We start from the raw sequence: 20792 nt of genomic DNA on the forward strand, positions 1-20792 counted from the left end.
TTAAGATAATTTATTGTCTCATCATGCATCCTGTGCTATAATTAGAACAATAAAATTAGCCAATGCTAGAAACGGAGGAACAACATGACTGACTGGAACAAGTGGCTTAAAAAGAGAGAGCTTTGTGCGGATAATATTCTCTATGTCTATCGACGTGACCGCAAAACCATCATCCATCGGGAGGATGGCAAGGAATTTGAGCTGTTCGCTCCCGTATATACACTTCTAGCGCTCTTCCCAGAGGATGCCTTTCTGAACATCAACAAGGGAATTGCTGTGAACAAAGCACGAATCGTAGATATCAGCAGCGAAGGCGTCTATACCATATCTGACGGGCAAACCTTTCAGGGACGCAAACGCAACCTCAGCGCCCACCGCCAGCTGCGCAAGCAAATGGGTATCAATGCTCTGCCGGATGCACAGACGCAGGCAGCACCCATGAGCTTTTTGGAAAAATGCACCCTGCTTGATGAAATGCCTCTGGCATATTGCATCATCGAGCTTGTTTTTGATGCCAATGGCCATGGTGTAGACTTTGTCTTCCGTTACTGCAATAAGGAAATGGCACATATTGAGGGAGTTCCCGTAGAAGAAATGCTAAACCGTTCTTTCTATGAGGTTTTTCGCAACGGTGACAAAAAATGGCTGGTAACCTACGCTGATGTGGCCCTCAACGGAACAAAGCATCTTATCCACGATTACAGTCCGGAGATAGGCCAACAGCTCAACATTTACTGCTATCAGCCGGAGCAGGGTTTTTGTGCCTGTATCCTGCAGGTTGCTGATAATATTGATCATGAATAACAAAGGAAGTAAGCAATAATGAACGGACAGGAATATTTACAGCAATTGGAGCAGCGTCTTGCTCACTATTACGATAAGAAGCCTTTACCGAAGGCTCCGGCGTTCGTCCTGGCGGCAGAGCTGAACGCTGCGGATGAAGGCTATTTCATCGTACCAAATTTAAAGACCTACAGCGTGCAGCACAACGAATATCTTTATGCAGCACGCTTTGACAAGCAGCTCACTGCCGAAATGGCTGCGCCCTATCTGCAGTTCACCAAAGACGCTATGGCAGCACTCAAAACTACTACCGAGCACATGAGCAGCATCTATGCCCTCGTGCTCATCTGCGAAGAAGGTATTGAGGAAAAATCCCTGGCAGACCTGCAGATGCTCAGGCAGCACAAGGACTACTGCTTCACCCTGAAGGGCTGGTCTGACCTGGCTTTGTACCTCATAGACATCCCGGCGCAGAGGCTTTATTGCAACAAAGCAGGCGCTAAGGAAAAGGCGCTCTTTGAGTTTGCCAAAGCTTGATGTTTGTCGCTTCACACTAGACAAGTTTTTCCTCCAAGGAAAAAATAAATCGTATACGGCTGTTAAGCATTTGCACATTCTGTACAAATCTTAACAGCTTTTTCTTTTTTTCAAGTTAATAAATAATTCTGTGACAATTCGTTGACAATAGAAGCAAATGTGTTATACTATTTCTATGTTGCACACGAGATATAGAGTGCACTAGTAGTTATTATTTTCTAAATTATTTATTTTGCAATGATGCAAAAGGGAAAGAAAGGATGTTATTTATGAGTGGTTTATTGTTGCTTGTAGGCTCAATGGTTATCTTCTTTGTTGCCTACGTAACCTATGGTTCCTGGCTGTGTAAAAAGTGGGGTGTTGACCCTACCCGTAAGACTCCGGCTGAGAGATTGTGCGATAACGTCGACTATATGCCGACCAAGCCTGCTGTATTGATGGGCCATCACTTCTCCTCCATCGCCGGTGCCGGTCCTATCGTTGGTCCTATCACCGCTGCTGTATTCGGTTGGGTTCCTGTAATGCTGTGGATTTTGATCGGCAGTATCTTCTTCGGTGGCGTGCACGACTTCGGTGCTCTGTACTCCTCCATCCGTTTTGACGGCAAAACCATCGGCCAGATTATCGATGCAACTCTGGGCAAGAGCGGCAAGTTCCTCTTCTCCATTTTCGCATATGTAACTCTGCTGGTTGTTATCGCTGCTTTCGCTAACATCGTAGCCGCTACCTTCGTAGCAAGCCCGCAGGCTGCAACAGCTTCCCTGCTGTTCATCGTGCTGGCTGTTATCTTCGGCTTCTCCGTATATCGCTGCGGCCTGAGCCTCGGCGTCGGCACCGTTATCGGTGTTATCATGCTGGTTGTTGCAATTGCTCTCGGCAACATGTATCCGCTGCACCTGTCCAAAAACGTTTGGGTTTGCATCCTGATGGTTTACATCTTCGTTGCTTCCATCGCTCCTGTTTGGATTCTGCTGCAGCCGCGTGACTATCTGAACTCCTTCCTGCTGTATGCCTGCATCGCATTCGCTCTGGTTGGTATCGCAATTTATCAGCCTTCCATGCAGCTGCCGGCATTCACCACCTTTGATCCTTCCGGCAAGGGCACCAACCCGATGTTCCCGATGCTGTTCGTAACCGTTGCCTGCGGTGCTATCAGTGGCTTCCACTCCCTGGTATCCTCCGGTACTACCTCCAAACAGCTCGACAGCGAAGGCAATGCTAAGCTCATCGGCTATGGCTCCATGCTGCTTGAAGGCGTGCTGGCTGTAGTTGCAGTTGTTGCTGTTGGCTATGTTGGCGGCGACAAGCTGACCGACTTGCTGAAGCATGGTGGTCCTGTAAACGTATTTGCTGATGGCGTTGGTACCTTCATGACCAAGCTCGGCTTCTCCTTCGGTGTTGCTAAAGGCTTCGTTGCTCTGACCATCTCCGCTTTCGCTATGACTACTCTGGATACCGCAACCCGTCTGGGCCGCTTCATTTTCCAGGAGCTGTTCACTAAGGTTGATCCGAAAACCGGTGAAGCACAAGGCAATGTTCTCACCAACCCGTTTGTTGCTACTCTGATTACCGTTGTACTGTCCGGTTACATGTCCCTTGGCTCCTACCTCACCATCTGGCCGATTTTCGGTGCTGCTAACCAGCTGTTGGCTGCCCTCTCCCTGTTGGCTGTCGGTGTATGGCTGAAGAGCGTGGGCCGTGACAACCTAATGGTTCTCATCCCGATGGCATTTATGTTCTGTGTAACCTTGGTTGCACTGGCACAAATCATCTTCGCTAACATGGCAACTCATATCATTACCGCTGCATTGGGTTCTGTACTCTTCATCCTGGCAATTGCACTGTTCCTGGAATCAAGAAAGTATCTCTTCGGTGGTGCAAAATAACCAAATATGCTCTAAGCATTAAACACTGAACGTGTTCAATGGCTGTTACGAATTTCGTAGCAGCCATTTTTTATGACAGATTTTGTCTATCGGAACGTGAAGGCATCAGTCTGAACCAGTTCGTCAATAACTCGCTGGCCTTTGTTGTTGGCCAAAAGCTTGCACACTAAAAAAAAACAGCTCCCCGATACGAACGTATCGGGGAGCTTTGTTGTTATATTACGCACTCAGTTTTGAGGCCAGTTCACGCACCTCTGCTTCTGAAAGTTTAGAAAGACGGACTGTTCTTTCAATACTTTCACCTTCGCTCAAAAGCTCTTTAGCCAATTCAATGTTACGTGCCTGTGCTTTTTCAGTTGCCTCTTTTGCCACTTCCTTTGCTACTTGCTTTGCCAATACCTCTGCCTTTCTTGCAGCATATTCCTCAATTACGTCAGTCATTTTTTCTTCAACCGCCTTAGCTGCTGCTTCAGCCTTTCTTGCAGCATATTCTTCAATTACATCTGTCATTTTTTCTTCACCCTCCTTGCTGTATTTCAAAAACTCCATGCGCTCGGCAAATTCATGGTAATGCAGATTCTTTGGCTCTGTGCAATATAAATCCTGCATCAGTTTACCAAGCGCTGTATCATCTCGACGTTGGCTGTTGACATAGATAATGTGCGAACCATCTTCAAAGCATTTCGCATTTTCATCGATTCTGCGCCTGATATTATACAGTGGCAAATTATCGTGCAAAACATCGTTTTCTGTGATAAAAATCACGTAGGTATCCGGCAGCTCTTCGTAAAGCTTACCAGGCTGCAGGAAGTGAGTATCAAGAATACTGCTGTAAAATCTGGCGCGTCTTGCAGGTGCGCCTTCATCGCTTCTCTGCACCTCTACGTTAAAATAACGTCCTTTGCTATCCTGCGCTAAAATATCCAGTTGCGAAGAATGTCCGTAGATGTTTTGAATAAAGCTCTGTATTCTGACATTCTTCACTTTAATTTTATCATCTCCCAGGATAATGCGCAAGAAAACCTGCGCTGCTTCTTTGTTGTCATCAAGCATGAAATTCATAAACCTGTTGTTCATCATACAAAGGCTGCGGATGACATGCTTGATTTCGCTGTCTTGACTTGCTTCATTTGTCTGCATTACTTTAGCTCCCTTCAGAATAAAAAACGCCTTATGTACTACTCAATAATACATAAGGCGTTCGTGACGCTGCAGTGACCATGCTCCAGGCAGGTGTGCAATATCTTACGGTCTTATAATAACAGATAATCGCGAAATTGTCAAGAATAATTGGAATTTTTTAAAATTATCAAAAACTCTATCAAGCTGTCAGGAAGTAGGGTTTTTCTGCTTAAAAATATCGCTATTGTTGAGCTTCGGCTCATCCTTGCCGCAACCGATAGTTGCGGCTACCAGCAGCGCCCTTTAATTCATATTTACAAAAAAGCCTGCCTGCTGCAATAAAAAATGCAACAGACAGGCTTTGTTATTTATATATAGAAGCTTTACAAAAGTCTTAAGCTCTCTTCTTCAGTTCTTCAAACAGCATAGGATTCAGCACGCGGATGTAGGTACCCTTCATGCCCAGGGATTTGGTTTCAATCAGGCCGGCACTTTCAAATTTACGCAGTGCATTAACGATAACGGAACGGGTAATGCCAACGCGGTCAGCAATCTTGGAAGCAACCAGCAGGCCCTCGTTGCCATGCAGCTCTCCCATGATGTTGACAATAGCCTCCAGCTCGGAATAGGACAAGGTGGAGAAAGCAACCTGGACAGTAGCCTTCTTGCGGATCTCTTCGGAAACAACTGCTTCGCGGTCATGGAGAATTTCTACACCTAAAACGGTAGCAGCATATTCAGCCAGCAGCAGGTCGTCATCATTAAATTCTGCATCATATTTAGCAACAATCAAGGTACCAAGACGTTCGCCATTACCATAAATAGGTACAACAGTAGTCATCTTGCCATTGAAAATACATTTTGTATCAGCAACAAAGGAGCAGTTCTGGTTCTGGTGAGGAATATTAGCTAATGTTTCCTTAACGCTCATGATGAAGCTCAGATAGTCTTCAGGGAAGCGCATATCGTCAAGCACCTGCTCGCGCATGATGTCACATTCAAATTCGTGAATCAGCGCATAACCCTTTACGCCGCCCTTACGGCCGACGATGTAGGTGTTTGCTTCGATAACGTCACGCAGCAATTGCGCAATAGCGTTAAACTCAACCTTATCTCCTTTTTGTAAAAGCTTGTTAATCTTTCTGGTCTTCTCCAACAATTTCATGATTTTGCCCTCCTAAAAAAAATTATGCCCTCGGATGATTCTTCTTGTAAACATTAGTCACATGTTCATTTGAAACGTGCGTATAAATTTGTGTTGTTGATAAATTCGCATGGCCTAAAAGCTCCTGTACTGCTCGCAAGTCAGCACCATGCTCCAAAAGATGCGTCGCGAAGGAATGGCGTATCGTATGCGGACTGACATTTTTATGCAGCGCCAGCATATTTATATATTTCTCTAAAATACGCCTTACACTACGATCCGTAAGCCTGCCGCCGCGGTTGTTGACAAAAATGAACTCATGCTCCTCATGATACTTGAGCATCAGCTGTTGTCGCACGGGATAATAGCTGCTTAATGCTGCGCAGCAGGTATGTCCCACCGGCACAACTCTTTCCTTATTACCCTTGCCCAGCAAAAGCACAAAGCGATTGCTGAGGTCTACCCTTTCCAAGGTGAGGCCTACAAGCTCAGATACACGGCAGCCGGTTGCATAAAGCATCTCCAGCACCGCCTGATCACGAACGCCTAATACTTTGCTTTTATCAGGCATTATCAGTAGCTCGTTGACTTCAATTTCGTCTAAAAAAACTGGCAGCTTCTTTTCCAGCTTAGGCGTGCGCACCTTGGTCAGCGGACTATATTCAATAACCGCCTCACGCACAAGATATTTGAAGAAGGAACGCAAAGCAGATATTCTGCGTGCAATTGTCCTGCGCGCATACTGCTTTTCGTTAAGCTCTGCGAGATAACCACGCACATCTAAAGGACCTACCTCCTGCCAGAAAAATTTCTGGTTACCTCTGCGATGCAACATAAAATCTGCAAAAGCAGTCAAATCCTTTTGGTAGCTTTCAATAGTATGGCTGGAACAATTTTTTTCAACCTCCAGATAGGTTAAGAACCTTGCAGGAAAGTTAATATCATTTGTACTCATCTTCTTAAAATACCTTTACTTATTCTATCACACAAAACCGCAGGAATCAAGACAATATTGTTATTCTTTCTAATTTTCTAACAGCTTTTCAACCCTTGAAAAAAACAGTGCTAAAAAAAGCACTGTTTCATCATTGAATCAGCTGTCATATGTTACGGAAACTATCGTATACCATAAAAACTGATTTGTCAAGTTATTATAAATTATTTTGCTATTTTGTCAAAATTAGCGCCATAATTGTAGCTTAGGATACAATTATGGCGTAAGAATTGCAATTCTTAATAAGACTTATTTGCGAGTCAGCTTATAGATGAGCGCGTTGCAGATTGCTGCGGCAACGTTGCTGCCACCCTTGCGGCCGCGGGCAACGATATAAGGAATGCCGGTCTGCATAATGATTTCCTTGGATTCTACAACGTTAACAAAGCCAACAGGTACGCCGATAACCAGCTCCGGTTTAATCTTGCCTTCCTTAACCAGCTCGTCCAGACGAACCAGCGCAGTCGGTGCATTGCCTACAGCAATGATTACCGGGCCTTCGATAGTGCAGGCCTTTTCCATGCAGGCAGCAGCTCTGGTGGAGCCGGCTTCCTTAGCACGTGCAGCCACGTCGGGATCTGCCATGAAGCAGACAGCCTTAGCGCCCAGCTTGCTCAAGCCCATTTTGTTGATGCCGGTGCAGGCCATATTGGTATCGGTGACAATGGTAGCACCCTTTTGCAGTGCAGCCAGCGCCTTCTCTACTACGCCGTCAGAAAACAGCATATTGCGGGCATAATCAAAATCTGCGGAGGTATGGATAACGCGCTTAACGATATCAATTTTTTCCTCATCGATATGAATTTGGCCTAATTCCTCACCAATAATTTCCATACTGCGTTTTTCAATGTCAGCGGGTAAAACATTTTGTAAATGCATTATTTTACACTACCTTTCTTCATGATATACTGCAAATTATTTTTCAATACCTACGCGCGCAGGAATACCTCTTTTGAAGGGATGCTTACGCATGCAGACCTCAGATACATAATCAGCCAGCTCCACCAGCTCCGGTGCCGGATTACGGCCTGTCATAACAACCTCCAGCTCCTGCGGCTTGTTCTTCAGGAACTCCACCAAAGCAGCCTGGTCGAATACGCCGGTATTGCAGGCACCGATGATTTCGTCAAAAATCAGCAGGTCAATATGCTCATTAGCACATTTTTGCTTAACCTTGTCGAAAAGCACCATGTGTTCGCGCTTAACCTCAGCTTTTTCCTCATCGTTCATCTGGAAGGTGAACTTTTTGGTTTCTTTACCGCGCATTACCTCAATATTCGGCAGCAGTGCCAGGCTCGCAAGCTCGCCTGTCGGTCTGCTTTTGAGGAACTGCACAATCAGCACATGGTTGCCATGGCCTGCGCAACGAATTGAAAGGCCCATAGCAGCGGTAGTTTTTCCCTTGCCATCGCCACAGTAAATATGAATCAGTCCACCGTCTTTCATTTATACACCTGCTTCCAAAATCTTGTAAATTTCCTTCATATCCAGGTTTTCGCGGATACTGTCGGCAAGAATATCATATTGCTGACGTTTGTATTCCGCAAAGTTGATGGTCTGGATATCCTCCATCTTTTTGCCCTTCTTAGCCAGCAGCGCTTCCACAATCTTCACAGCAATGCCATCGCCATCGAAGACGCCGTGTACATAGGTGCCGTAAACATTGAGCTTGCCCTCGGTGTTCTGCGAACCCTCGGCCATAATCTCACCATCCTCGTGAATCGGGCTGATAGAGGTCAGTGCTTCCTCCTCCGGGAATTCAGTTACACCGGAGTGAATCTCATATCCATAGAGAGGCTGACCGCTCAGTGCGGAGAAGATGCCCTGCACCTTGCCGAATTTACCGGCCATCTGAATGGTACGTTTCTTTTCAATAAAGGTAGTTTCGATGTTCAGCAGGCCCATGCCGGGAGTAACGTTGGCCTTGCCGGTGCCGTCCTCTTCGCCATACGGGTCAGAAATCTGCTTGCCCAGCATCTGGTAACCGCCGCAGACACCGAACACTACAGTACCGCTGTTGGCATGCTTCAAAATAGCAGCCTCCATACCGCTCTGGCGCAGCCATTTCAGGTCGCCGGTGGTATTTTTGGTACCGGGAATAATAATCATATCCGGCTGGCCCAGCTCGCGCACACTAGTTACGTAGCGCAATGATACGCCGGGAATCAGCTCAAATACGTTGAAGTCTGTATAGTTGGACATACGCGGAATGCGTACAACCGCAATATCAATCAGCTTAACCTCGCTGCGGCCGCTGATACGCTCGGAGAGGCTGTCCTCGTCCTCGATATCAACCTTCAGCATCGGCAGCACGCCTACGATAGGCACGCCTGTTTTTTCTTCGATCATCTTCAGGCCGGGACGCAGGATTTCTACGTCACCGCGGAACTTATTGATGATAACACCCTTGACCATGGCTCTTTCGTCATCCTCCAGCAGCATCAGCGTGCCGTAGATGGAAGCGAATACGCCGCCACGGTCAATATCTGCTACAAGCAGCACAGGAGCCTTGGCCATTTTAGCCATGCCCATGTTGACAAAATCGTCCTTTTTGATGTTGATTTCCGCCGGGCTGCCTGCACCCTCGATGCAGACGATATCAAATTTGGCAGCCAGCGTATCAAATGCCTTCTGTACCTCCGGACGCAGAGTATGCTTCATTGCATAATATTCGCCGGCCTTCATGGTACCGATTGCCTCGCCGTTGACAATAACCTGGGAACCGCTGTCGCTGGTAGGCTTCAGCAGAATAGGATTCATCAGCACGCTAGGCTCAATGTTGGCTGCTTCAGCCTGCACAACCTGTGCGCGTCCCATTTCCGCACCCTCGGCGGTGATAAAGGAATTCAGCGCCATGTTCTGGGATTTGAACGGTGCTACCTTGTAGCCGTCCTGGTTGAATACACGGCATAAACCTGCTGTTACCAGGCTTTTGCCTGCATTGGACATGGTACCTACTATCATAAGTGCTTTTGCCACTTTAATCACTCTCTTTCATCAAAAAGTCCAGTATGTCACGATAGCTTTGCAGCCTGATACTGTGACCTGTGGTATTAAGATAGCCTGCAATCACAGGCGTGCAGCCATCACCATGCTTGCCTGTTACCGAGCTGGTAACATGGTCGCCGCAGATGATAAGCTTCAGTGGTTCATGATATTTTGCTGCTATAGTCTGTAAAAACTGAGTATCTATCCTGCTGATAAAATCAGCCTTCGCCTGATAATCATAGCGGTGGGCAGCCTCGTCACTGCCGTTGAAATGTGCAATAACGAAATCGTCCTGCTGCAGCATAGCAAGCGTTGCTTCGCCCTTCGCCATAATATCAGTATCTACATCGCCGGTTGCATTCGGCGGTGTTATTACGTCCATGCCCAAGGCTCTGGCAATGCCGATGACAATCTCTGCCTTGCACACCGCCCCACCGCGCAGTCCGTGCAGACTGTCGAAGGAAGGGAGCACCTGGCGGGCTGAAGGTCCCCAGGGATAGAGAATATATTGCAGGCCATCACGAGCAAAGGGCTGCAGCCGTTTTGCCGACTCCTGCAAAAAATAGTTAATGGACAAGGACTTACTGCGCAGCTCCTGCAGCAAAGCGCTTACATCCCCGCCTACACTTTCGTGCGGCGGCTCTACAGCGCAGTTCAGCACGCTGGCCTCCTTGTTCATCACTAAAAGATTACGATATTCGGATAAATGAATAAACTCTATATCTTTAAGGATACCGTCACACTGCTTGGCAGCTTGCTGCATCTCCAGCGGCGTCAGCCCCTGCCCGTTGAAGGCAGCAAGACGTCCAGATGCATCAACAGCAGCCAGATTGCAGCGCAAAACCATTTCATATTCCGAAATATCACGGTTGTGCGCCAGCAGCTCCAAATAAGCACGGTTGTGCGGTATATCCTTTTTATCTACACCCAGAAGCCGCAGAATACAGCTGCAGCTTTCGGGAATGATGTCTTTTTCACATATGCTGAGGCTCCCAAGTGTCCCGGAAGCAGCCAGCGCATCCATCGCAGGATGCACCGCATGCTCAAAGGGAGTCTGTCCCTGCCATGCAGGAATCGGGGAATCACCTAAGCCATCAATTAATACTAGTAAAGAGCGCATGTTTTTATTGCTTCCTTAAGTGCTTTGATTAAACCGCGGTTCTGCACTCTCGTTTTGACCGCGATACGATAATAGCCTGCCTGCAGGTTGTGGTAGTTGGCGCATGAGCGTATCAGATAGCCACGCTCATGCAACAGCTCCGGAAGATTTTCCGGCTGCGGCAGATAAAAGAAAATATAGTTGGCCTCCGAGCCGTATACCTTGGCACCCAAAGCCGTAAGCTGGTTACGCAGATAGCTGCGCTCCTGCTCAATCAGCTTAAAGGATTTTTCAAGATATTCATGCTCCTTTAAAGCAGCCTTGCCTGCCTCCTGCGCCAAGATGGAAACATTCCAGTCCTGACCGCTCTGATGCAGCGCTGTGTTCAGCTCACTGCTGCCGCTGAGGCAGTAGCCTAAGCGAATGCCAGGCATCGCAAAGGTTTTGGTGAATGCCTTAAGGATAACCAGTTCAGGATAGGTTGCCAGCAGATCACGCATGCTGAAGGCCTTTTCCTCACTGACAAAATCCATAAAGCATTCATCTATCAAAAGATGGACTCCTACCTGGCGGCACTTGTCAAGCAGCTGCACCAGCAGCTCACGACTCGTCAGCTGGCCGGTAGGATTATTGGGATTACAGATAACAACTAAATCCGTTTCAGGCGTAATCGCAGCGACAAGATCCTTGTCAGCAGCAAAATCACGCGCCTCCTGCAGATTATAATAGCTTATCTCGCAGTCTACCGTGCGCAGAGCCTTTTCGTAATCAGCAAAGGTGGGTGCTAGAAGCAGTGCGCGTCCGGGCTTCAAGGCCAGCGCCAGACGGAACAGCACATCGGCCGCACCATTGCCGAAGAAAATGTACTCCTGCGGCAGCTTGAGATAGCTTGCAGTCACCTCTGCCAGCTCGCGGCAGAAGGGATCAGGATAGTTGATACAAAGCTTTAAAGCCTGTTGAACGGCCTGCTTTATACCAAGCGGCAGGCCTAGAGGATTGATATTGGCGGAATAATCTACGAAGGGACGACCATCCTTGGTCAGCTTTTCCGTATAGATATCTCCACCATGTTCGTATTTATACATCATCTTCTACCTGCTTCATTTCAAAATAAGACTGTTCACCAAAAAAATCAAGGAAAACAGCAACAGGCTGAGAACAGCCGTCATATACAGTAAGTTGTTGGTGGTAACTATATCCTCGGGGCACACCGGGCGGATGTCATCGCCGATGGTTTCCTTGTGGACGAGCTTACCGAAATAAAAATGATCGCCGCCGAGCTGGATGTTCAAGGCACCGGCCGTAACTGATTCCGTCATTGCGGAATTAGGACTGAGATGATGATAGCGGTCGCGCCAGAATGTCTTCCACGCTCTCTTGGCATCAAGATTAAGGAAATAAGATGCCACAATCATTACCAGACCGGTAATACGCGCAGGAATCAGATTGGCCAAATCATCTAGCTTGGCAGCACAGCGTCCAAAATAAAGATACGTGTCATTTTTATAACCAACCATGGAATCCATAGTATTGATGCCTTTGTATAAAAAGGCCAGCGGAGCGCCGCCGATGAACATATAGAACATCGGTGCAATGATGCCGTCGGCAGTATTTTCCGCAACGGTTTCTACTGCTCCCTTAGTCACCTCTGCAGCATCAAGCTCTTTTGTATCACGCCCTACGATCCAGGAAAGCTTCAGTCTGGCATCCACAAGATCGTTGTTCTTCAGAGCAGTGTACACCTTCATGCTTTCATCGCGCAGACATTTTGTAGCAAAGATCTGGTAGCACATAACGGTTTCGATGGCAAAACGCAGCCACGGGCTAACCTGTTCAGCCAACGCCAGCACAGCAAACGGCACGGCAAAGGTAAGAACCAGAACGATTATTACCATCAAGGCACCGCCGAGCAGTAATGCTGTCTCGCCAGGAGCAAGCAAACGCCGCAGATTTTTGTCCAGGAATCCTATTAAATTGCCAATTAAGCAGATTGGATGCGGCAACCAATGCGGATCACCGAAAATCAAATCTAAAATAAAACCTGCTACAATTGCGCCTAAGGTCATCATCAAAGCAAAACTCCCCTTTTTGCAGTCTATAGACTACTCTTTAGCAGCATACGCTGCACATTGTTTTATAAAGCTGCGGGCAAATTCAGGATTGCCCCACAGGTGGATGTGCGGATAACCGGCATAAAGCGTCGGCGTAGTATTCGCGCATTCCCAGCTGCCGCGGCCGGAAGCCTTGGCAGCTATAAAGCTTGCACCGTTATTGGTGCTGTCAGAGTAATGGAACTCGTGTCCGTTGATTGTGCCACCGGCAGGACACAGCAGATTATCCTGCTGCGCCGTCAGATGCACATATCCGAAGCGCGTCAGCTTTTTGGTCATAGCCGATTCGCCCTTCAATGCACCTACCCAGCTGTAAAGCTTATCGCCATCACGATAATGCTCCAGCAGATACATGAAGCCGCCACATTCTGCAAAACAAGGCATACCGCCGTCGATGGCGGTTTTAAGCTCCTGCAGCAACGTTTTGTTGTCTGCCAGCTGCTGTGCGTAAAGCTCAGGATAGCCTCCACCCAATACAAGGCCGCTGATGTTCTCCGGGAGATGTGCATCAGCTATCGGGCTGAAGGGTACGAGCTCTGCACCAAGCTCAGCTAAGAGGTCAAGTGCGTCCTGATAATAGAAACAGAAGGCTTTGTCCATAGCGACTGCCACACGCATACGTCCGACGGGTTCAAGGCTTACCTCATCATATGTAAGCGGTGCGGCCTGGGCCGCTACCTGCAGCAGGCCGTCCAAATCGACAGATTTGGCTGCCTGAGCTGCCAGCTTAGCAACTATCTGCTGCAAATCTCCTATTTCCTCGGCTGTAACCAGGCCTAAATGACGGCTTTCAAAGTTACAGTCCTGCATCACCGGGAAGTAGCCTAATAGCTTCACACCAGTTTCGCGTTCAATTACATCCTTATAGAAAAGATAGCTCATCGGATTAACATTGTTCAGAATAGCGCCGACGATGTGGCTGTCACTGCGGAATTCCTTAAAGCCCTTAATGGTTGCAGCAATGGATAAGGCGGCTCCCTTGCCGTTGACCACCAGAACTACCGGAACATCGCAGGTGCAGGCCAGCTCGTAAGCACTGGCTTCCGTGGTTTTACCCATGCCGTCGTAAAAGCCCATCGCTCCTTCAAAGACAGCTACATCAGCCCGGCGTGCGTTTTTTGCTACCAGATAACGGGTTGTAGCCTGCCCCAGCATGAACAGATCCAGATTGCGGGATTTAGCTCCGATAACACGAGAATGAAACATCGGGTCAATATAATCAGGTCCTGATTTGAAGGCTGCCACAGACAGCCCTTTTTCCATCAGCGCCTTCAGCAGGCCGCAGACAATAGTAGTCTTGCCGCTGCCGCTACCGGGAGCACTGATCATAAAACGTGGAACTTTTACTTCAGCCATGTTAATCTTCCTTCTTCAATGCAGTCATTACATATACAGGGTTTTGTGCCATCATCAGGTTGTAGCTGCCCAGATGCTTGCTGCGCGCTACAAACACATTGACGATTTCCAGACTGTAAGCTGGATGCTCCTTATAATAAGCAGCAACCTCCGCCAGGGTTTCTACCGTAATGGCATTGATTACAACACGGCAGTCACTGTTCTTGGCATAAATTACGTCCAGCATTTCACACAAATCGCCGCCGCTGCCGCCTACGAAAACACAATCGGGAGCAGGCATAGCTTTGATGTTTTCCAAAGCCTCACCGGCAATAACCTCCAGATTGTCAACGCCAAACAAGGCCTTGTTCTTTCCGAGGAGCTCAACGGCAACAGGGTTGCGCTCAAAGGCCCAAACCTTACCTTGGCTGGCAAGCAGAGCCAGCTCAATGGAACAGGAGCCTGTACCGGCACCGATGTCATAAATCAAATCCGTAGCCTTCGGCTGCAGCTTAGACATGGATACGCTGCGTACCTCCTGTTTGGTCATAGGCACCTTGCTGCGCTGGAACAGGTCATCGGCAAGGCCATGTACGGTAGAAGTAAAGCTTTGTGCAGCCTCGTTCAAAATCATCATTACAGATAAGGACGGGAAATCCAAGGCACTAATTTCTTCCGCCGTACCGCTGGTGATTTTTTCTTCGGGATACGAAAGGTTTTCACCGACATAGACCTGAACCTGACCAAGACCATGCTCGCACAGCTGCGCGCACAGCTTTTGCGGAGAATTATCTCCGCCGGTCAGGGAAAATACTTTTTTGTTACGGGCAACTGCTGCTACCAGGTTTTGCGTGCGTCCGTGCATGCTGACGATTTTAGCGTCATCCCAGGACAGCTGCAGCTTGGAGGAAAAATACACCAGGCTGCTGATGCCGGAGTAGCGGACACATTCACAATCCGGCAGCTTACCGCTGATGGTTTTGGCGAGGCTGAAAAAGCCTACATCGCCGGAAACCAGCACCGCCAGCACATCCTTATCAGGCTGTGCCTGCGCTGCTATTTCAGCAATAGTAGAAGTTTTTATTGTATCATATACAGTTTTGCTGCTGTCTGCAAAGGCAGCCAGCATGCGTTTGTCGCCAATCAGGATATTACTTGAGGCAATAGCCTGACGTGCTTCGCCGGTCAGCAAATCGGGGTTACCAGGGCCGATACCGACGATGTTTACGCGCAATTTTTGCGACATAGGAAGCAAGCCTCCTTTTTATTTATATCAATTACCGGCAGCAAAATGCTGCTTAAGGTAATCAACAATCTCACTATAGCCGGCACCGGTTTCTTCCTGTGCACGACCAATGACTATCAGCTTGGCGCCGGCAGCTGCCGCTGCCTCCACCTTTTCATCAAAACCGCCAACGGCACCGGAATCCTTGGTTACCATAAACTTGCTGCCATACTTTTTCAGCATAGCAACATTCAGCTCCTTGCTGAACGGTCCCTGCATGCAGATAATATGCGCAGGCTTGTAACCAAGCTTCAAGGCAATCTGCAGGCTGCTTTCCAAGGGCAGGATACGCAGAACGATACGCTCGGCGTAATCATGCACAGCGGTGAAATCCGGCAGATTCTTGCTTCCAGTAGTCAGGAAGATGCCGCCGTCCAGATGATTCAGAAGCTCAACTGCCTCGGCAAAATCGTGGACGGTAATGTAATCGCCGCCCTCGCCCGACGGACGCACCAGACGCAGGTATTCAACCTGCTCGGTGCTGCAGGCCTCCTGCACCGTTGCAGTAACAACGGTAGCATAAGGGTGCGTAGCGTCGATAACGCAGGCAGGACGATGCTCCTGAATAAAAGCACGCATAGCTGCAAGGTCCATACGCTCTGCCATGACGGTCATTCCCGGCTGCGGCTCAATCAAGGACGCGCCGTAATCCGTAGCAACAGAAACATACAGCTCCACCGGCAGCTTGCCCAGCTCCTTAATCAGGCGGCGTCCCTCACTGGTGCCGCCGATAAGCCAGATTACCGGTTTCATGCCAGTTTGTAACCACGCGGGGTTACCATACGGCCATTGATTACTTCGGTCTGGGTGTTGCCGATAATAACGGTAGAGAACATGTCTACCTGTTTATCGCGCAGCTCTGCCAGAGTAGTCAGCTCAAAATCCTGACCATCGCGGCCGATGTTGCGTACAATGCCTGCAGGAATGGTACCAGGCTGATTTTTCAGCATGATATCGCAAGCCTTTTGCAGGTAATCATGACGCTTGTGGCTGGAGGGGTTATACAGGCAGATGCAGAAATCGCCTTTGGAAGCGCAGTCAAGACGCTTCTCGATTTTTTCCCAAGGAGTCAGCAAATCGCTGAGGGAAATCAGGCAGAAGTCGCTGATCAAAGGTGCGCCCAGTACAGCAGCGCCGGAGCATGCTGCGGTAATGCCGGGAACAACCTCAATTTCAATTTCAGGGTGGTCTTTGGCAACCTGGCACATAATGCCGGCCATGCCGTAAACGCCTGCGTCACCACTGGAAATCATAGCAACGGTTTTGCCCTTCAGAGCTTCGTCCAGTGCCAGCTTGCAGCGGTCAACCTCTTTACGCATGCCGTTGGAGAGGAACTCCTTCTCCTTGAAATCTTCCTTAATCAGGTTAACGTATACATTGTAGCCTGCAATAACATCGCAGGACTTCAGTGCGTCGTAGGCTCTTTTGGTCATTTGCTCTACGCCGCCGGGGCCGAGGCCCACAACAAATAATTTACCCATTATCTCGTCTCCTTAATCAGTCTTCAAGCCTGTTCTGGCAAAATCCAGAACCAGGTTTTCGGCTGCAACAGCCAGAGTTACACCATTCAGGCTTGTCTTGCGCAGCAGCAGCCTGCCGCCCCTGCTGTCTAAAACAGCACTGCGCTCGCATACGTTGCTTACACCAACTACGCTCTGCACAAAGGACGAAGGCGTGAAATCGCCTACTACGCCATTCAATTCATCAGCTGAATAGAAATTAGCAGCAAAGTTATATTTTTTGGCAAAGGCCAGTAAACCCTGCTCATCTTTTTTCAAATCTACGCTTGCGATTGCCACAACGGAACGCTTGTCCAGCTGCAGCTTTTCCAGCTCCGGCAGTACCAGAGCTTCAATATTTTCCAAGGGCGTATTGCGGCGGCAGCCTATTCCCAGATGCACAATCTTGGGAAGCAGGCGCACCGTAGTTTTAAAGGGCTGCAAATGCTTTTGCAGGGTAACAGCCATGCCGACAGGCAGACTGCTGTCCTCAACTACCAGCTTGGGCAAAGGACCTGTAAACTGAAATTCCTTGTCATAATACAGGCCGACTTTTTCATCACCCACCAGTGCTGCGGCAAAATCCTTGGCTGCTGCCAAAGAGCACAGCACCATGCGGTTGCGGGCTGCCCATTCGTCAACAGCAAAAAGGCCGTTGACATCTGTTGCTGTGGTCACGCAGGGAACTGCGCCCAGCGCTGCCGCCAGGCAGCGCGAAAGCTCATTGGCTCCGCCGATGTGACCTGCAAGCAGAGGAATAACAAAGCTGCCGCGTTCGTCTACCGAAATAACCGCAGGATCCGTCAGCTTGCTTTTGATAAAGGGCGCGATAGTACGCACCGCAATACCCACAGCGCCAACATACACCAACGCCTGACATTTGTTGAAAGCAGCTGCGCAGGCACCGTTATGGTCCGGCAGCATCGGGGCAATGCCCGTCTGCTCCGAATATTTCGCTACAGTCTGCAGCTCCGTTTCATAACCGATGCTGTGCAGGTATTCGGCAACCTTTTTGCTCAGCTCTGCGCCACGCGCCGAAAAGGAAAATATAGCCGCGCGCATAGCTTATTTAACCTCGGGCTTAACGTCCAGTTTAGAAGGATCTGCTTCGCGGAAGCCGTGAGCGAAGGTCGGGTTGTACAGCTCACTGCGGTCATAAGCGTTGCCCAGGAAGCCGCCAACGGTGATCAGCGCAGTTTTGTTGATGCCGTATTTAGCAGCGTTTTCTGCCAGGGTACCAACGGTGCAGCGGATAACCTTTTCGTCCGGCCAAGATGCTTTGTAAACAATAGCAGCCGGAGTATCGTTTCTGTAACCGCCTCTTACGAGCTCGGTCTGCAGTTTTTCCAGCATACCGCTGCTCAGGAAGATAACCATAGTTGCCTTGTGAGCAGCATAGTCAGCAATCTTCTGGTGGCTAGGAACCGGAGTACGGCCTTCCATACGGGTGATAATAACGGATTGGCTTACGTTCGGCAGAGTGTATTCAGCCTTCAGGCAAGCAGCAGCAGCGCAGAAGGAGCTTACGCCGGGGACAACCTCGTAGTCAAGGTTGTAGCTGCGCAGCAGGTCAATCTGCTCGCGGTGTGCACCGTAAACGCTGGGGTCGCCGGTGTGCAGACGTACAACCAATTGGCCAGCCTGAGCGGCGGGAACCATAGCAGCGATAACCTCTTCCAAGGTCATGGTTGCACTGTTCATAATAGTACATTCCGGTTTGCAGTATTTCAGCAGTTCCGGGTTAACAAGGGAGCCTGCGTAAATAACCAGGTCAGCCTTTTCCAAAAGCTCTTTACCTTTTACAGTAATTAAGTCAGCTGCACCGGGACCAGCACCAATAAAATAGATCATTATTCATCAAACTCCTTTTCTTTAACCAATATTACTGAGAAATAGCTGCTCTTAGGATCTACTTCTTCAAGGTTACGATAGATTTTTTCACCCGGCAGGCCACATCTTTCAACCATACCGGAATTTTTGATGAGCTTACGCTCACGCAGCTCATCAACTACACGGCCGATTTCGCTTGCGGATTTCATCAGCACCTTGTTGCCGGGGCCATCAAGGAACGCTGCGGACTGCTTGTAGCTGCCGGGCAGAACAATCAACGGTTCCGCTCTTTCGCACAGGGAAGTGTTCAGTTTAGCAGCAACAGCGCAGATAGAGGTTACGCCGGCAACCAGCTCTGCATCATAGCCATCTTTCAAAACCAGCTTATGTACGTAAATGCAGGTTGCATATACGGTAGGACAGCCGAGGGTAATGAAAACAACGTTTTTGCCTTCGTCAAGCAGCTTTTCAATAGCATCTGCACCCTCGCGGTGTGCCTTATCCATTGCAGCCATATCTTTAGTCATAGGCATATAGATAATCATCTGGGGTTTAGCATCCAGGTCAACTACGTGATTAACGATTTCCTTTGCCGTCATCACATCAGTATCTCCCTTAGGCAGTGCAACAACGTCGCACTCCTTCAGCAGACGTACTGCTTTCAAAGTCATTAATTCGGGATCTCCAGGACCAATACCAACACTATAAAGTTTGCCTCTCATTCTCTCATACTCCTTTTTGCTTATGTAGCTGAATTAATTCGTCTGCGTACTTGGTCTTGCCCAAAATGCCATAGACATTGGAAAACATCAAAGCAGCCGTTTTTATTTTGCCATGCACTCTATGCTGCATGTAAAAATCAATTTTTTCTGTAACCTTATCCATCACAGGCTCAAAGATTTGCTCCCGCTTCAGGACCTTGGTCACCTCATCGGTAGTCAGGCAGCCGTAAATCTCACGACCGACATCAACCGAAGCACCATGGAACATCGCCTCCAGAGCAAACAGCTCCGTGCGGCAGTCCGCATATTTGGAATGTGTATTCATTACGCCCTGCGCCACCTTCACCAGCTTACCGGAATGGCCGATAAGCAGCAGTGTTTCAAAGCCGCAGTAAACAGCATAATCTAAAAGCTCACCCACAAAGTTACTGCAGGTAACATGACCATCAAGGTCAAGCTTCATCTCATCACGCGTAAAATCCTCGCCGTAGTTACCAAAGAACACCAGCAGATTTTTATTGCCGCGCGCCTTCTGTGCTCTGATTTCCACATACATCGTTTCAATCAGTGCCCTTTCACTCATCGGCTCAACAATGCCGCTCGTTCCTAAAACTGACAGGCCGCCGATAATACCGAGACGGGGGTTAAAGGTCTTCTTGGCAATTTCTACGCCTGCAGGAATAGAAATCGTCAGCTTCATGCCGCCGTTATAGCCTGCAGCCTCCATCGCCTTACCAACCTCTTGCGTAATCATTCGGCGCGGTGTGGGATTTATCGCCGGTCCGCCGACAGCACACGCCAGGCCGGGCTTAGTCACCCTGCCGACGCCTACGCCGCCTTCCAGCTCAATGCCGCTGCCTGCAGTTTTTTCGGCCCTGGCATAAACAAGCACACCGTTAGTATCATCAGGATCATCGCCGGAATCCTTGCGGATAGCACAGCTGACGTAATCCGGAGTCATCTCAACGTCTAAGGGCTCCAGGTCAAGCACTATTCCCTTGGGAGTGTCGATACGCACAGTCTCAACACGCTCGCCTGTAAGCAGCATCGTAGCTGCTGCCTTGGACGCAGCCGTTGCACAGCTGCCGGTAGTATAACCACAACGCAAAACCTTTCCTTGCGAAAACTGATATTCTTCCAAAGCGCAGCTCCTTCACAATTAAATTTCCCATATGATAGGGATTCTCAATAATAAAAAAAGACTTCTGCCGAATCCGACAAAAGCCATAAAGACAGAATTAACTAACGCTAATTATTCCTTGCAATTAGTAAACCCAACTGCCTCCATCACCCGTGGATTCAGAATAAAGCATGGGCTGACTGCTGACTTAGACACAAGGCCTTCACAGCGGCGGGACCGTCAGGAGTTAACCATCTTGTCAATTAAGATTAAATCACCCACACCAATAACCTGTTTTATTATATCATAAAAAATTAAGAATTCCAATACTTTGCCT

Annotated in this window: 20 protein-coding genes; 3 read left to right on the forward strand and 17 right to left on the reverse strand. The window is 48.6% G+C overall.

What is annotated here, in order from left to right; genetic code table 11:
• Positions 1–84: 84 nt before the first annotated feature.
• The 3 genes from Q0G26_RS06865 (at position 85) to Q0G26_RS06875 (ending at position 3206) form a co-directional block, all read left to right on the forward strand.
• On the forward strand, positions 85–804 hold the full coding sequence (locus Q0G26_RS06865; protein ID WP_293829313.1) for a LytTR family transcriptional regulator DNA-binding domain-containing protein: 720 nt from the start codon (positions 85–87) through the stop codon (positions 802–804).
• Positions 805–822: 18 nt separating this feature from the next.
• Positions 823–1320, forward strand: coding sequence for a hypothetical protein (locus Q0G26_RS06870; RefSeq protein ID WP_293829315.1), 498 nt, complete (start codon positions 823–825; stop codon positions 1318–1320).
• A 269-nt stretch (positions 1321–1589) separates the two neighbouring features.
• Positions 1590–3206: a carbon starvation protein A gene (locus Q0G26_RS06875; protein WP_293829316.1), complete on the forward strand. Its 1617-nt coding sequence runs from the start codon at positions 1590–1592 to the stop codon at positions 3204–3206.
• Positions 3207–3425: 219 nt separating this feature from the next.
• Here Q0G26_RS06875 and Q0G26_RS06880 read toward each other — a convergent pair whose 3' ends face one another.
• The 17 genes from Q0G26_RS06880 to cbiD all read right to left on the reverse strand — a co-directional run bounded on the left by Q0G26_RS06880 (position 3426) and on the right by cbiD (position 20476).
• Positions 3426–4346, reverse strand: a complete 921-nt coding sequence (locus Q0G26_RS06880; RefSeq protein WP_293829317.1) for an Rpn family recombination-promoting nuclease/putative transposase — start codon at positions 4344–4346, stop codon at positions 3426–3428.
• Positions 4347–4722: 376 nt separating this feature from the next.
• Positions 4723–5496 carry a GTP-sensing pleiotropic transcriptional regulator CodY gene (codY, locus tag Q0G26_RS06885; protein ID WP_366517753.1) on the reverse strand — a complete coding sequence of 258 codons (774 nt, stop codon included), beginning with the start codon at positions 5494–5496 and terminating at the stop codon, positions 4723–4725.
• 19 nt (positions 5497–5515) lie between these two features.
• The gene (xerC, locus tag Q0G26_RS06890; protein WP_293829321.1) at positions 5516–6427 is read right to left on the reverse strand and encodes a tyrosine recombinase XerC; all 912 of its coding nucleotides are present in this window, start codon (positions 6425–6427) and stop codon (positions 5516–5518) included.
• Positions 6428–6715: 288 nt separating this feature from the next.
• On the reverse strand, positions 6716–7345 hold the full coding sequence (locus tag Q0G26_RS06895; protein WP_293829323.1) for a precorrin-8X methylmutase: 630 nt from the start codon (positions 7343–7345) through the stop codon (positions 6716–6718).
• A gap of 36 nt (positions 7346–7381) precedes the next feature.
• Positions 7382–7912: a cob(I)yrinic acid a,c-diamide adenosyltransferase gene (locus Q0G26_RS06900; RefSeq protein WP_009144621.1), complete on the reverse strand. Its 531-nt coding sequence runs from the start codon at positions 7910–7912 to the stop codon at positions 7382–7384.
• Positions 7913–9445 (reverse strand): cobyric acid synthase, encoded by a 1533-nt coding sequence (locus tag Q0G26_RS06905; RefSeq protein WP_293829325.1) that lies wholly within the window; start codon positions 9443–9445, stop codon positions 7913–7915. It lies immediately after the preceding gene.
• A 1-nt stretch (position 9446) separates the two neighbouring features.
• The gene (locus Q0G26_RS06910; RefSeq protein ID WP_293829327.1) at positions 9447–10574 is read right to left on the reverse strand and encodes a hypothetical protein; all 1128 of its coding nucleotides are present in this window, start codon (positions 10572–10574) and stop codon (positions 9447–9449) included.
• On the reverse strand, positions 10559–11641 hold the full coding sequence (locus Q0G26_RS06915; protein ID WP_293829329.1) for a threonine-phosphate decarboxylase: 1083 nt from the start codon (positions 11639–11641) through the stop codon (positions 10559–10561). The genes Q0G26_RS06910 and Q0G26_RS06915 overlap by 16 nt, the downstream gene beginning before the upstream one ends.
• Positions 11642–11653: 12 nt before the next feature.
• On the reverse strand, positions 11654–12622 hold the full coding sequence (gene cbiB / locus Q0G26_RS06920; RefSeq protein WP_293829331.1) for an adenosylcobinamide-phosphate synthase CbiB: 969 nt from the start codon (positions 12620–12622) through the stop codon (positions 11654–11656).
• A gap of 33 nt (positions 12623–12655) precedes the next feature.
• Positions 12656–14020, reverse strand: coding sequence for a cobyrinate a,c-diamide synthase (locus Q0G26_RS06925; protein ID WP_293829333.1), 1365 nt, complete (start codon positions 14018–14020; stop codon positions 12656–12658).
• 1 nt (position 14021) lies between these two features.
• Positions 14022–15245, reverse strand: coding sequence for a precorrin-6y C5,15-methyltransferase (decarboxylating) subunit CbiE (gene cbiE, locus Q0G26_RS06930; RefSeq protein WP_293829335.1), 1224 nt, complete (start codon positions 15243–15245; stop codon positions 14022–14024).
• Positions 15246–15272: 27 nt separating this feature from the next.
• The gene (gene cobK / locus Q0G26_RS06935) at positions 15273–16037 is read right to left on the reverse strand and encodes a precorrin-6A reductase (protein ID WP_293829337.1); all 765 of its coding nucleotides are present in this window, start codon (positions 16035–16037) and stop codon (positions 15273–15275) included.
• Positions 16034–16765 (reverse strand): precorrin-3B C(17)-methyltransferase, encoded by a 732-nt coding sequence (cobJ, locus tag Q0G26_RS06940; protein WP_009144629.1) that lies wholly within the window; start codon positions 16763–16765, stop codon positions 16034–16036. The genes cobK and cobJ overlap by 4 nt, the downstream gene beginning before the upstream one ends.
• Before the next feature lie 12 nt (positions 16766–16777).
• Positions 16778–17845, reverse strand: coding sequence for a cobalt-precorrin 5A hydrolase (locus Q0G26_RS06945; protein ID WP_293829339.1), 1068 nt, complete (start codon positions 17843–17845; stop codon positions 16778–16780).
• Between the two features lie 3 nt (positions 17846–17848).
• Positions 17849–18634, reverse strand: a complete 786-nt coding sequence (gene cobM / locus Q0G26_RS06950) for a precorrin-4 C(11)-methyltransferase (protein ID WP_293829340.1) — start codon at positions 18632–18634, stop codon at positions 17849–17851.
• On the reverse strand, positions 18634–19335 hold the full coding sequence (gene cobI, locus Q0G26_RS06955) for a precorrin-2 C(20)-methyltransferase (RefSeq protein WP_293829341.1): 702 nt from the start codon (positions 19333–19335) through the stop codon (positions 18634–18636). The genes cobM and cobI overlap by 1 nt, the downstream gene beginning before the upstream one ends.
• A 4-nt stretch (positions 19336–19339) precedes the next feature.
• Positions 19340–20476: a cobalt-precorrin-5B (C(1))-methyltransferase CbiD gene (cbiD, locus tag Q0G26_RS06960; protein WP_293829343.1), complete on the reverse strand. Its 1137-nt coding sequence runs from the start codon at positions 20474–20476 to the stop codon at positions 19340–19342.
• Positions 20477–20792 lie beyond the last annotated feature (316 nt).

The organism is uncultured Phascolarctobacterium sp. (assembly GCF_934190775.1).
In the GTDB taxonomy this organism is placed as follows: domain Bacteria; phylum Bacillota; class Negativicutes; order Acidaminococcales; family Acidaminococcaceae; genus Phascolarctobacterium_A.